The sequence below is a fragment of the Actinokineospora terrae genome (assembly GCF_900111175.1).
In the GTDB taxonomy this organism is placed as follows: Bacteria; Actinomycetota; Actinomycetes; order Mycobacteriales; family Pseudonocardiaceae; genus Actinokineospora; species Actinokineospora terrae.
The window spans coordinates 417,294-432,285 of sequence record NZ_FOGI01000003.1 but is presented as its reverse complement, the minus strand read 5'-3'; the positions used below and the strand labels follow the sequence as shown (position 1 = coordinate 432,285).

Sequence of the window (14,992 nt, the reverse complement as noted above, 5' to 3'; positions counted from 1 at the left end):
GAGGACGGTCATGGCGCAGGCCGACGAGGAGAAGCTGCTCGCCTACCTCAAGCGGGCCACCGGTGAGCTGCGCGCGGCGCGCGAGCAGGTGCGCGAGCTGGAGGACCGGGCGGTCGAGCCGATCGCGATCGTCGGCATGGGCTGCCGCTACCCGGGCGGGGTCGAGACACCGGAGGACCTGTGGGACCTGGTCGCTGGTGGCGTCGACGCGCTGGGTCCGCTGCCTGCCGACCGGGGCTGGGACCTCGCCGCGCTGCCCACCGCCGCCGAGGGCGGGTTCCTGGCGGACGCGGGCGGGTTCGACGCGGGGTTCTTCGGGATCTCGCCGCGTGAGGCGCTCGCGATGGACCCGCAGCAGCGGCTGTTGCTGCACACCAGTTGGGAAGCCGTGGAGCGGGCGGGCATCGACCCGCTTTCGTTGCGCGGCAGCCGGACCGGTGTCTTCGCGGGCGTGATGTACAACGACTACGCGACCTCGGTTCCCCCGGAGGTGCTGGACGGGTACCTGGGAACCAGCAACGCGGGGAGTGTCCTATCCGGACGAGTGGCCTACTGCCTTGGTTTGCAGGGGCCCGCGGTCACGGTGGACACGGCGTGTTCGTCGTCCCTGGTGGCACTGCACTTGGCGTCGCAGGCGCTGCGGTCGGGGGAGTGCACGCTGGCCCTCGCGGGCGGGGTGACGGTGATGGCCGGCCCGATGATGTTCGCGGGCTTCGGCTTCGACGAGGGAACGGCCGCCGACGGCCGCTGCAAGTCCTTCTCCGCCTCCGCTGACGGCACCGGCTGGGGCGAGGGCGTCGGGGTCCTGCTGCTGGAGCGCCTGTCCGACGCCCGCCGCAACGGCCACCCGGTCCTGGCCACGGTCCGCGGCTCCGCCGTGAACTCGGACGGCGCCTCCAGCGGCCTCACCGCCCCCAATGGCCCAGCCCAGCAGCGCGTGATCGAGCAGGCCCTGGCCGCCGCCCGCCTGCTCCCGTCCGATGTGGACGCCGTCGAGGCGCACGGGACCGGCACCACCCTCGGCGACCCCATCGAGGCCGCCGCACTCCTGGCGACCTACGGCCAGTCCCGCGCCACCCCCCTGTGGCTGGGCTCGATCAAGTCCAACATCGGCCACACCCAGGCCGCCGCGGGCGTGGCAGGCGTCATCAAGATGGTCCAGGCCCTCCGCCACGCCACCCTGCCCGCCACCCTGCACGCACAAACCCCCACCCCCCACGTCCCCTGGGGCGAGGTCCAACTCCTCACCACCCCCCGCCCCTGGCCCACCCACGACCGCCCCCGCCGAGCCGCCACCTCCTCTTTCGGCGTCAGCGGCACCAACGCCCACATCATCCTCGAACAAGGCGACCCAGTTCCCGAGCAGGCCGACTCGCCGCCGGGGCATGCTGAGGCACTGCCAGCGCCGAGCCAAGGTTCTGAGGCCTCGCCGTCCCTGATGTCGAGCCCCGGACGGGCTAGCGCGTCGCCAGCCGCACCGCCGGGCAGTGCGGCCTCGCCGTTCGTCGTGTCGACCCCCGGGCGGGCCGATGCGCCTGGGGGCGTATCGCCGGGCGGTGCGGCATTGTCGGTGCCGACCCCAGGCTCCGAGGCTTCGCCGCTCCTCAAGTCGGCCCCCGGGCAGGCCGATGCGCTTGGGGTCGTGTCGCTGGGCGGTGCGGCATTGTCGTCGCCGACCTCGGGCTCTGAGGCTTCGCCGTTGGTCGTGTCGGGCCATGGGCGGGCCGATGCGCCTGGGGTCGTATCGCAGGGGCCCGCTGAGGCGTTGTCGGTGGCGCCTGGCGGTTCCGGGGTGTTGCCGTTCCTGGTGTCGGGGCGGTCGGTGGGGGCGTTGCGGGCTCAGGCTGCGCGATTGCTGGGAGTGGTGGCCGAGCCGGTGGATCTGGCGCGGTCGTTGGCTTTGGGGCGGGCTTCGTTCGAGCACCGCGCCGTGGTGGTGGCGGGTGATCCGGCGGCGGGGTTGCGCGCGCTGGCGGAGGGGCGTGAATCGGCGGATGTCGTCGTGGGGGCGCCGACTGGTGGGGCGGTGGCGTTCGTGTTCACCGGCCAGGGCGCCCAGCGCACCGGGATGGGGCTCGCGCTGCGGGCGTTCCCGGCCTTCGCGCGGGCGCTGGACGAGGTGTGCGTGGAACTGGGCCTCGACCTTGCGGTGTTCGAGTCCGACCTCGACCACACCGCCATCGCCCAGCCCGCCCTGTTCGCACTGGAGGTCGCCCTCTTCCGCTTGCTGGAGTCCTGGGGCGTCCATCCCGACGTGCTGATCGGCCACTCCATCGGCGAACTGGCCGCCGCCCACGTCGCGGGCATCCTCACCCTCCCCGACGCCTGCACCCTCGTCGCCGCCCGCGCCCGCCTGATGGGCGCCCTCCCCGCCGGCGGCGCCATGCTCGCCGTCGAGATCTCCGAGGCCGACCTCGCCCGCGAGTTCCCCGGCGGACTGCCCGCGGGGGTCGACCTCGCCGCCGTCAACTCGGAACGTTCAATTGTCGTATCGGGGGATTGTAGGATTGTTGAACAGCTGCATCGTAGTTTTGTTGAACAATCCCGCCGGGTGAAGGCCCTCGCGGTGTCGCACGCCTTCCACAGCCACCTGATGGGCCCGATGCTGGCCGAGTTCGAGCAGGTAGCGCGCGGTCTCGCGTTCGCCACCCCGACGATCCCGCTCCTGGGCAGCGCCACGGGCGACCCGAGCACCCCGGAGTACTGGGTGCGGCAGGTCCGCGAGACGGTCAGGTTCGCCGACGCGGTCACCGAGGCACGCGCACAAGGTGTGACCCGCTTCATCGAGCTGGGCCCGGACGGCGTCCTGTCCGCGCTGGTCGACGGCATCCCGACCCAGCGCGCGGGCCGCGACGACGTCACGACCCTCATCCGCGCCGTCGCCACCGCCCACACCCAGGGCATCCCCGTCGACTGGCGGGCCTTCTTCACCCAAGGCCCGATCATCGACCTGCCCACCTACGCCTTCCAGGTCGAGCGCTACTGGCCCACCCGCCAAGCCGACACCACCCTCTGGCGCTACCAAGCCGAATGGACCCCAGTCCACAAGCGACCCACCACGGCACCCCTGACCGGCACCTGGCTCCTCCTCGACACCCCCGACTCCGTCGCCCGCGCCCTGAGGTCCCACGGCGCCACCGTCGTCCACGAAGACCCCGGCTCACCCCTGGCGGGCGTCATCACCTCTCAGGACCTCCCGGCCACCCTGCACACCGTGCAAACGTTTGCGCCCCGGTCCACCAGGGTCTGGTCGATCACCACCGGCGACGACCCGGCCAACGACGCCACCTGGGGTTTCGGCCGCTCAGCCGCCCTCGAATACCCCACGACCTGGGGCGGCCTCATCCACATCCCCGAAGCCGACCTCGACCCGGACCTGCTCATCGCCGCCCTCACCGGAACCGAGGACCAAGTCCGCATCACCACCACCCTCGAAGCCCGCAGACTCCGCCGAGCCCCAGCACCACAGGGCATCTGGCGTCCCAAAGGGACTGTCTTGGTCACCGGCGGCACTGGCGCCCTCGGCCGGCACGTCGCCAAGTGGGCAGCGGCATCCGCGGATCAGGTCGTGCTGGTGAGCAGGAGCGCACCGCAGGTCGACTTCTCCGCCACGGTCGTCGCCTGCGATGTGTCCAACCGGGACGCTGTGGCCGCGCTGGTGGCCGAGTACCGACCCGATGTGGTCATCCACGCGGCGGGTGTCGGTGGGCTCGGGCGCATCCACGACCTCGACGAGGCCGCGCTCAAGCACGTCTTCGCAGGCAAGGTCGACGGTGCGCGCAACCTCGCCGAACTGTGCCCCGACGCCGAACTGGTCCTCTTCTCCTCCGCCGCCGCGACCTGGGGCGGCGCCAACCAGGCCGCCTACGCCGCCGCCAACGCCTACCTCGACGGCATCGCCGCAGCCAGACCACGCACCACGTCCATCGCCTGGGGCCCATGGGCAGGTGACGGAATGGCCGCCGGGGCTGACTTGTCCCGCCAAGGCCTGGTCCCACTCGCCCCCGACCAAGCGCTCACCGCCATGGCCGAAGCTGTCGCGGGTGACAGCCGGGTGATCACCGTCGCAGGCGTCGACTGGGCCAGCTTCGTGCCCGTCTTCACCGCCGCGCGGCCGAGTCCGCTGCTGTCGGAGCTGGTGGAGACCCCGGCCGAACCGGAGGACAGCGGCTGGTTCCGCGACCGCGTGATCGAGACGCCCGCGCACGAACGCGCCGACCTCGTGTCCCACCTCGTGCTCGCGGAGGCCGCCACCGTCCTCGGGCACGGCGACCTCGGCGCGATCGACACCACGCGCCCGTTCCGCGACCTGGGGTTCGACTCCCTCACCGCGGTGGAGATGCGCGACCGGCTCGCCGCGGCAACCGGACTTTCCCTGCCCGCGACGGTTGTCTTCGACTACCCGACCCCGGCGGACCTCGCCGACCACCTGCTCACCGAGCTGATCGGCGGCGAGGACGCGGACGTGCGGGCGGCCATCGCGGCCATCCCGTTGTCCCGCTTGGCGGAGGCGGGACTGCTCACCCAGCTGCTGCGCCTGGCGGGCCTGAAGACCGAAGTGGACGATCAAGACCTGGCCGCCGACCTGGACGGCATGGCGGGCGAGGACCTATTGCGGCTGGTGGCCGCCGGGGATGGGGAATAGCGATGGGCGCGTCCGTCGAGCAGTACGTCGAGGCGCTGCGGACCTCGCTCAAGGAGAACGAGCGGCTCAAGGCCCGCAACCGCGACCTGACCGCCGCCGCGCACGAGCCGGTCGCGATCGTCGGGATGTCCTGCAAGCTCCCCGGCGGCGTCGACTCAGCCGACGACCTGTGGGACCTGGTCGCCCGCGGCGGTGACGGCATCTCCGGCTTCCCTGCCGACCGCGGTTGGGACCTCGACCGGCTGTATGACCCGGAGTCCAGCCGCGAGGGGACCTCGTACTCGCGTGAAGGCGGGTTCGTGCACTCGGCCGGGCTGTTCGACCCGGCGTTCTTCGGGATCTCTCCGCGCGAGGCCGCGGCTATGGACCCGCAGCAACGTCTCCTGCTGGAGACGTCGTGGGAGGTCTTCGAGCACGCGGGCATCGACCCGACCGCCGCGCGCGGCAGCAAGACCGGGGTGTTCGTCGGCGCCGCGACATCGGGCTACGGCTACGCGATCCCGGACGAGGGCTACGGACTGACCGGGTCGGCGACCAGTGTCCTCAGTGGACGAGTCGCGTACGTCTTCGGCCTGCAAGGCCCGGCCGTCACGGTCGACACGGCGTGTTCGAGCGGGTTGGTCGCCCTGCACCTGGCTGTGCGGGCGCTGCGGGCGGGCGAGTGCGACCTGGCCATCGCCGGTGGCGTGACGGTCATGGTCAACCCCTCGGCGTTCGTGGAGTTCAGCAGGCAGCGGGGACTCGCGGCTGACGGCCGGTGCAAGGCGTTCGCGGCGGGTGCTGACGGGACCGGCTGGTCCGAGGGCGCGGCCGTCCTGCTGGTCGAGCGGCTCAGCGACGCGGTCCGACTGGGACACCGGGTGCTGGCGGTCGTGCGCGGCTCGGCGGTCAACGCGGACGGCGCGTCCAACGGGCTCACCGCGCCCAACGGCCAGGCCCAACGCCGGGTGATCCGCGACGCGATCGCCGACGCCCGGCTCACACCCGCCGACATCGATCTTGTGGAGGCGCACGGCACCGGCACGGTCCTCGGCGACCCGATCGAGGCCTCCGCGCTGCTCGCGACCTACGGGAAGGACCGGGGGGTCCCACTTTTCCTGGGGTCGGTGAAGTCCAACATCGGTCACACGCAAGCCGCTGCAGGCATCGCCGGGGTCATCAAGGTCGTGCAGGCAATGCGCAACGGCGTCATGCCAGCCACCCTGCACGTGGACGCTCCGTCACCCCACGTCGACTGGTCGTCCGGGGCGGTCGAGCTGCTCGCCGAGCCGCGTGACTGGTCCACAGTGGAGCGTCCGAGGCGTGCTGCGGTCTCCGCGTTCGGCGTGAGCGGGACCAACGCGCACACGGTCATCGAAGAGGCTACTCCAGTCGAGCTCGGTCCGCCCGGTGAGACCGACTTGCCGTGGTTGATCTCCGCCCGGACGCCGGAAGGCTTGCGGGCGCAGGCATCTCGGCTGGTGTCGGTGAGTGGCGCGGCCGGTGATGTCGCGTTCTCCCTCGCCACGACCCGCGCTGCGCTAGAGCATCGCGCAGTCGTCATTCCCAGTGCTGACCGCGCCGTCGCACTTGCCGCACTGGCAGGCGGCTCGCCGGACGAGTCCACAGTGGTCGGTGAAGTGATCTCGGGCAAGACCGCGTTCCTGTTCACCGGCCAGGGGTCCCAGTACCGCGGCATGGGGGTGGACCTGCGTCGATTCCCGGTCTTCGCCGAGACCTTCGACGCGCTGTGCCACCGCCTCGCCGTCGATCCCGCTGCCGACGTCGATCGCACCGAGTCGGCCCAGCCTGCCTTGTTCGCGCTGGAAGTGGCCCTGTTCCGCCTGGTCGAGTCCTGGGGTATCACGCCCGACTACCTGGTCGGCCACTCCATCGGCGAACTTGCCGCCGCTCACGTCTCCGGCATCCTCTCCCTCGACGACGCCTGCACCCTTGTTGCGGCCCGTGCCGGCCTGATGGGTGCCCTGCCCCCCGGTGGAGCCATGCTCGCCGTGGAGATCTCCGAAGCCGACCTGGCCGTTGAGTTCCCCGAGGGCCTTCCCGCTGGGGTGGATCTTGCCGCGGTGAACTCGGATCGTTCGATTGTCGTATCGGGAGATCGTAGGATTGTTGAATCGTTGGATCGCAGGTTTGGTGAACAGTCCCGCCGGGTGAAGCGGCTGTCGGTCTCGCACGCCTTCCACAGCCACCTCATGGACCCGATGCTGGGCGAGTTCGAGCAGGTCGTGCGGGGGCTGTCGTTCGGCAGGCCGACGATCCCGGTGGTGGCCACGTCCGTCGGGGACCCGAGCACGCCGGAGTACTGGGTCAGGCAGGTCCGGGAGACGGTGCGGTTCGCGGGGGCGGTCACCACGCTGGCGGCCAAGGGGGTCGCCCGGTTCGTGGAGATCGGGCCGGACGGCGTGCTGTCGGCGGCCGTGCGCGACCAGGTTCCGGGCGCTGCCGTCATCCCGCTCCAGCGCGCGGGGCGGGATGGTGTCGACACGTGGTGGCGCGGGCTGGCGCAGGCGTTCGTGTCCGGCGCCCCCATCGCCTGGCCCGAGCCGGGCAACCGGATCGACCTGCCCACCTACGCGTTTCAGCGGACCCACTTCTGGCCCGTAACCACAACCAACCTCCGCTACCGCGTGACCTGGAAGCCGACCAGCGCCACCACGACCGCACTCACCGGCACCTGGTGCGTCATCGCCGACGACCCGGACTCCGCGCTGGCCACGTGGTGCGTCCAGACCCTGCGCGGCCACGGCGCCACCCTGACCGACGACCCCGCGCGCGCCGACGCCGTCATCTCCTTGCGCACCAGCACCGAGAACCACCCGGACCACCCCATCCTCACCCGGGGGCTGGCCGACACCCTCGACCTGCTCCGCGCGGACGGCCCGCCGATCTGGCTGGTCACCCAGGGCGCGGTGGCCGTGGACGAGCCGCTGGCCAACCCGCTCGCCGCGCCCCTCTGGGCACTCGGCCGAGTCGCGGCTCTCGAACACCCCCGCCGCTGGGGAGGTTCGATCGACCTGCCCGCAGCACTCGACGACGCTGCTGCTGGACGTTTGGTCGCTGGTCTTCAGAGTGGTGAGGACCAGCTCGCGATCCGAGAATCCGGCCTGTTCGCACGGCGTCTCGCTCCTTCGCCCGCGGCGGCCGCGACACCATGGCGTCCACAAGGGACAGTTCTGGTCACCGGCGGCACCGGCGCGCTCGGGCGGCATGTTGCGCGCTGGCTCGTCGAACGCGGAGCCGAGCACATCGTGCTCGCGAGCCGTCGGGCGGCCGAAGCCGTGGACTTCGCGCGAGAACTCGAAGCCAGCGGAACGCGAATCACACTCGCGGCCTGTGACGCCTCCGATCCCGTTGCCCTGACGGAACTCCTGACCGAGCACCCGCCGAGCTCGGTGTTCCACGCGGCCGGAAATGGTGACTACGCGCCCATCTCCGACGCCGGCCTCGCCCACTTCGCCGCGACGCTCGACGCCAAGGTCGTCGGTGCGCGGATTGTCGCCGCCCTGCCGGACCTCGATCGCCTGGTCTTGTTCTCCTCCGTCTCCGCTACCTGGGGTAGCGGCTCACAATCTGCGTACTCTGTGGCCAACGCGACCCTGGACGCCCTCGCGGAGGCCGCAGGAGGTACCTCGATCGCCTGGGGGCCGTGGGCGGGCGCGGGCATGGCAGGAGCCGACAGCACCGCCGATTACCTGCGCAAACGCGGTCTCAACCCGCTCGATCCCGCCGTCGCCATCGCGGCGTTGGCCCAGGCGGTCGACCAGCGGGACACCTGCGTGACGATCGCGGACATCAACTGGGAGCGGTTTGTCCCCTCGTTCACCAGTGCCCGCCCCCAGCACCTTTTCGACGACCTCGTCGAAAAGCCCACCCCGGCCGTCGAGCCATCCAGTGCGCCGCGGTTCGACCACTTGTCCGAAGAGGACTTTCGGCGGACCTTGCTCGACTTGGTGCGCACTAACGCAGCTGTCGTCCTCGGCCACTCGGACCGCGCCGCCGTGAAGCCCCAGAGCGCGTTCACCGACCTCGGGTTCGACTCCCTCACCGCCGTCGAACTCCGCGACCGCCTGGTCACCGCGACCGGCCTGGAGTTGGCCACCACCATCGTCTTCGACCACCCGACCCCGGTCGCGCTGGCCGAACACCTGCTCGACCTGGCCCGCCCGAAGGCCAAGGCGGTCCACCGGGTCACCGCGCCCGCGGACGGCGAACCCATCGCCATCATCGGCATGGCCTGCCGCTACCCCGGCGGCGTGCGTTCCCCGGAAGACCTGTGGCGCTTGGTGTCCGAAGGGCGTGACGGCGTCGGCGACTTCCCGACCGACCGCGGCTGGGACCTCGCCAGCGTCTACGACCCGGACGGCGGCGATGGCACCTCCTACGTCCGCGAAGGCGCCTTCATCGACGGCGTCGCCGAGTTCGACCCGGTGTTCTTCGGCATCTCCCCGCGCGAAGCCCTGGCCATGGACCCCCAGCAACGCCTGCTCCTACAGGCGAGCTGGGAGGCCTTCGAGCGCGCGGGCATCGACCCCGATGCCTTGCGCGGCAGTCGAACCGGCGTGTTCGCGGGCACCAGCGGCCAGGATTACCCGGCACTGCTCGTTGGCGCGCGGGACGTCAGCGAAGGGCATCAGGGCACGGGCAACGCCGCCGCCGTGTTGTCCGGGCGCGTGGCGTACACCTTTGGACTTGAGGGACCGACGCTCACCGTCGACACCGCGTGCTCCAGCAGCCTCGTCGCGCTGCACTTGGCGGTTCGGGCTTTGCGGCAAGGGGAATGCGAACTCGCGCTCGCCGGTGGTGTCACGATCATGTCGACCCCCTCGGCGTTTGTGGAGTTCAGCCGACAGTTGGGTCTCGCCGCTGATGGCAGGTGCAAGTCGTTCGCCGCGGCGGCTGATGGCACCGGTTGGGGCGAGGGCGTCGGTGTGCTCCTCGTCGAACGGCTCTCGGACGCGCTTCGCAACGGGCACGGGGTGTTGGCCGTCGTGCGCGGCACGGCCGTCAACTCCGATGGCGCGTCCAACGGTCTCACCGCACCGAATGGACCGTCGCAGCAGCGCGTCATCCGCCAGGCGCTCGCGGACGCCGGACTCGAACCGTCCGAAGTGGATGCTGTGGAGGCGCACGGCACCGGGACCCGGCTCGGCGACCCGATCGAGGCGGAGGCCCTGCTGGCCACCTACGGGCAGGACCGGGCGACGCCGTTGTGGCTGGGCTCGGTGAAGTCCAACATCGGGCACACCCAGGCCGCCTCCGGGGTGGCAGGCGTGATCAAGATGGTGGCGGCGCTGCGCGCGGGCGTGCTCCCGGCGACGCTGCACGTGGATGAGCCGTCACCGCAGGTCAACTGGGCCGCGGGCGCGGTGTCCCTGGTGGCGGCCGCGCGCCCGTGGCCCTCGGGTGATCGGCCGCGGCGGGCGGGTGTGTCGTCGTTCGGGATGAGCGGGACCAACGCGCACGTGGTGCTGGAGGCCGCGCCGTCGCAGTCAGAGGCGGAGCCGGTGGGTGAGCCGCCCGCGGTGGTCGCGGTGCCGGTGTCCGGGCGCACGGAGCACGGCTTGGTCGCGCAGGTCGAGGCATTGCGGGAGAGCGGGTACGACCTGGTCGATCTTGCCCATTCGCTGGCCACGACGCGGGGGGTGCTGGAGCACCGGGCGGTCCTCTTCGGTGACGTCTCGCTGGACGGCGCGGTTGTCGGGCGTGCCGACGATGGGTTGACCGGGTTTCTGTTCACCGGCCAGGGATCGCAGCGGCCGGGGATGGGGGCGGGGCTGTACGCGGCCTTCCCGGTGTTCGCGGCGGCGTTCGACGAGGTGTGCGTGCGGGTCGATGCGGCGCTTGTGGACGGTGATCCGCTCGGTGCTGTTGGCCTCAAGCAGGTTGTCTTCGGTGACAGTCTGGAACTGGATCGGACGCTCTACACGCAGACCGGGCTGTTCGCGCTTCAGGTGGCGCTGTTCCGGTTGCTGGAGTCCTGGGGTGTGCGGCCGCATGTGCTGATCGGGCATTCCATCGGTGAGGTGGCCGCCGCCCACGTTTCCGGCATCCTCTCGCTGGATGACGCGTGCACTCTGGTCGCGGCTCGTGCTCGCCTGATGCAGGCCTTGCCGCCGGGTGGGGCGATGTTGGCGGTGGAGATCTCCGAGGCTGACCTGGCTGTGGAGTTCCCCGAAGGGCTCCCTGCTGGGGTGGATCTTGCTGCGGTGAACTCGGATCGTTCGATTGTCGTATCGGGGGATCGTGAGATTGTTGAACTGTTGGATCGTAGGTTTGTTGAACAATCGCGTCGGGTGAAGCGGTTGGTGGTGTCGCACGCGTTCCACTCGCACGTGGTGGACCCGATGTTGGAGGAGTTCGCGCGGGTCGTGGCGGGGTTGTCGTTCGCGAGCCCGACGATCCCGGTGGTGGCCACGGCGACGGGTGATCCGAGCACGCCGGGGTACTGGGTGCGGCAGGTCCGGGAGACGGTGCGGTTCGCGGACGCGGTGGGGCGGGCTGAGGACGTCACCCGGTTCCTGGAGCTGGGGCCGGAGGGTGTGCTGAGCGCCGCGGTCGAGCAGGCCGCCGTGCCCGCGTTGCGATCGGGGCGGGACGAGGTCGAGACCATCCTGCGGGCCGTCGCCGAGGTGCACGTGCGCGGCGCTCGGGTGGACTGGGCCGCCTTGACCGAGAAGTGGGGCGGACGCCGGGTCGACCTGCCCACCCGGGCGTTCGCCAGGGAGCACTACTGGCCCACCCCGACCACCTGGACCGGTGACGTCACCGCGGCAGGCCTCGGCGTGACCGACCACCCCCTGCTCGGCGCCGGCATCACCGGCGCTCACGGCACCCTGTTCACCGCCCGCCTCTCAACCACCACCCACCCCTGGCTGGCCGACCACCGCATCCACGGCCAAACCGTCCTCCCCGGCACCGCCTTCGTAGAACTAGCCCTCCAAGCCGCCGACGCCACTGCCCTGCCCTTCATCGACGAACTGATCCTCCACACCCCCCTCACCCTCCCCACCCAAGGCGCCGTCCAACTCCACCTCACCACCACCCCCACCGGCACCCTCACCATCCACAGCACCCCCGCCACCCCCACCGGCTGGCCCACCCACCCCTGGACCCTCCACGCCACCGGCACCCTCACCGCCACCTCGGGCGCTGCCGCGTCAGCCGCCGCTCCGAGCGCTTTCACGGCTTCTGGCGTCACCTCCTCCACCGGAGATGCCGCAGCGCCTATTTCGGCCGACGTCGCTACAGACGGCACCTTCACCAGAACCATCGCCGCTGACTTTCCCTGGCCGCCCGTGGGTGAGGCCGTCGACATCAGTTCCCTCTACAGCGAGCTCCAGGCCGCCGGACTGGACTACGGCCGCACCTTCCAGGGCCTGCGCGCGGTGTGGCGGGCGGATGACGCTGTCTTCGCGGAGGTCGCATTGCCGGACACCGCGAACGCGGGCCGGTTTGGGCTGCATCCGGCGCTGTTGGACTCTGCGTTGCATGCGCTTGCGGTGGCGGCGACTGGGGCCGGGGCCGCTGGGGTGCCGTTCGCGTGGTCTGGGGTTCAGTTGGCCGCGACTGGGGCGACCACCCTGCGCGTGCGTCTCACCAGCGGGCCCGAGGGCGCTTCCCTCGTCGCCGTTGATCCGGCTGGTGCGCCTGTCATCTCGATTGACAACGTCGTACTCCGCCCGGTCACCACCACCGCCGCAGTGGCCACCGCGCCACCTCTCCACCGCCTGGCCTGGCAACAGGTCCAGCGAGTCGACCCCGACTCCCGGACATGGGCGGTCCACGGCGATGACGTATTCCATGCGGCACAGGGACTCTCCGCCGCTGGTGCCGCCTTGGTCGACACTGGCGCGGACCGGGTGGTCATCAGCTCAACCGGACCAGACCTGCTCGACCGCGTCACCGAGATGCTCGCCGTGGCCGCCGATGCCCAGGTGATCGTCCTGACCAGAGGCGCGGTGGCCGCCGAACCCGGCGACGATGTCCCGGACCTGCCGGGTGCCGCCGTATGGGGCCTGCTCAGGGTCGCGATGACCGAGGACCCGGGCAGGCTCCGGCTGGTCGACATCGACGCCGACCCGTGGGCGGCTCTCGTGCGCAGTCCCGACGAGCCGCAGCTCGCGATCCGTTCCGGTGCGGTGCTGGCTCCGCGCGTCGTCCAGGATCCCGGCGCCGATCTGGTGCCCCCGGCAGGCCCGTGGCGGCTCGACACCACCGGGCGCGGCACCCTGGAGAACCTCGTCCTCGCCCCCGTGTCCCCGCCTGACCTGGGGCCGGGGGAGGTCCGGGTCGCGGTGCGGGCCGCCGGGCTCAACTTCCGGGATGTCCTCAACGCTCTGGGGATGTACCCGGGCGAGGTCGCGATCGGCGGCGAGGCGGCTGGTGTAGTCATCGAGGTCGGCCCCGAGGTCACCAAGGTCAACGTCGGGGATCGCGTGCTCGGGCTGTTCTCAGCCGCCTTCGCACCCGAGGCCGTCACCGACCAGCGACTCCTCGTTCCCCTGCCCGACGACTGGGCCTTCGCTGACGGCGCCTGCGTTCCTATCGTCTACGCCACCGCCTACTACGGCCTTGTCGACCTGGCGAACCTGCGCGACGGTGAGTCGGTCCTCGTGCACGCCGCCGCCGGTGGTGTCGGTATGGCCGCCGTGCAATTGGCCCGACACCTCGGCGCGGAGGTGTACGGCACGGCCAGCCCGTCGAAGTGGACCGCGACCGGCCTCGTTGACGAGCGCTTGTCGTCGTCGCGGGACCTCGCGTTCGCCGACAAGTTCCCCAAGGTGGACGTGGTGTTGAACGCGCTGGCGGGCGAGTTCGTCGATGCCTCGCTGGGATTGTTGCGGCCCGGTGGGCGTTTCCTGGAGATGGGCAAGACCGACATCCGCGCTGATGTGTCCGATGTGGACTATCGGGCGTACGACCTCGCCGAGGCAGGGCCGGATCGGATCGGCGAGATCCTGAGCCAGGTCATGGAGTTGTTCGCCAAGGGTGCTCTGACCTTGCCTCCGCGAAGGGCGTGGGACGTTCGCCAGGCGCGTGAGGCGTTCCGGTACATGAGTCAGGCCAAGCACGTCGGCAAGGTCGTACTGACGCTTCCGGTTCAGGCGGACCTCAACGACCCCGTACTGATCACCGGTGGCACAGGAGCACTTGGCGGCGTGCTCGCACGACACCTGGCCGCCGCAGGCCGTCGCAACATCGTGCTGCTCAGCCGAAGCGGCAAAGCGCCCGATGACCTGGTGTCCAGTGTGGAGGAACTCGGCGCTGAGGTAAGAGTTGTCGCCGGTGACGCGGCAGATCGCGAGCTGGTGACGGGCCTGGGTGTCCGATCCGTCTTCCACGCCGCTGGAGTCCTTGACGATGGCGTGTTCTCCGGTCTGACCGGCGACCGGCTGGCCGCCGTGCTGCACGCCAAGGCCGACGCCGCGTTGGCGTTGCAAGAAGCTGTCCCGGACGCAGTCGAGTTTGTCCTGTTCTCGTCCATCGCCGCCACGATCGGCACCCCCGGCCAGGCCGCCTACGCCGCCGCGAACGCATTCCTCGACGGCCTCGCGCACCACCGGCACACCCGTGGTCTCCCCATCCGCACGCTGGCCTGGGGCCCGTGGGATCTCGACGGCGGCATGCTCGGCCCGCTGACCGACGCCGACCGCGACCGCCTCGCCCGGACCGGATTCCCCCCGCTCACCCCCGATGCGGGAATGGCGATGCTCGACCGCGCACTGGTCGAACCCACCCCCGCCGTCATCGCCGCGACCATCGACACCCGCGCCCTCGACGACCCGCCCACTGTCCTCAGTGCACTCGCCCGCCCCGCCCGTCGAGTGGCTGAAACCGCCGCACCACAAGACTTGGGCGCACGGTTGCTCACCCTGCCCGGCGCGGAACGCACCCGGGTGCTCGTCGACCTCGTGCGCGCCAACGCGGCCACGGTCCTCGGCTTCGCGGGCACCGACGCCGTCGATCCGGCCAGGGCGTTCTCCGACCTCGGGTTCGACTCGCTCACCGCCGTCGAACTCCGCAACCGCCTCACGACCACCACCGGCGTCCGCTTGCCCGCCACCCTGGTGTTCGACCACCCCACTCCGGTCGCCCTGGCCGAGCGCCTGCTCGTCGACCTGGTTCCCGCGCCGCCGAGCCCCGCCGTGACCGCGTTGTCCGAATTGGACAACATCGACGCCGTCCTGCCCTCGCTGTCCACCGAGGAAGCGGCGAGGGTCCGCGCCCGGCTCGCCGCGCTGCTGACCAAGTGGACCCCGGCGGACGACGCCACCGACGACGACCTGGACGAGGCCACAGAGGACACGATCTTCGCCCTGATCGACAGCGAGTTGGAGGGCTAGCCGG

Annotated in this window: 2 protein-coding genes; both read left to right on the top strand. The window is 71.1% G+C overall.

Going from position 1 to position 14,992, the window contains the following annotated elements:
* Window positions 1-34 precede the first annotated feature (34 nt).
* Window positions 35-4,645: a type I polyketide synthase gene (locus BMY07_RS07650; RefSeq protein WP_425426247.1), complete on the top strand. Its 4,611-nt coding sequence runs from the start codon at window positions 35-37 to the stop codon at window positions 4,643-4,645.
* 2 nt (window positions 4,646-4,647) lie between these two features.
* Window positions 4,648-14,988 carry a type I polyketide synthase gene (locus BMY07_RS35255; protein ID WP_245782261.1) on the top strand — a complete coding sequence of 3,447 codons (10,341 nt, stop codon included), beginning with the start codon at window positions 4,648-4,650 and terminating at the stop codon, window positions 14,986-14,988.
* The last annotated feature ends 4 nt before the right edge of the window (window positions 14,989-14,992 follow it).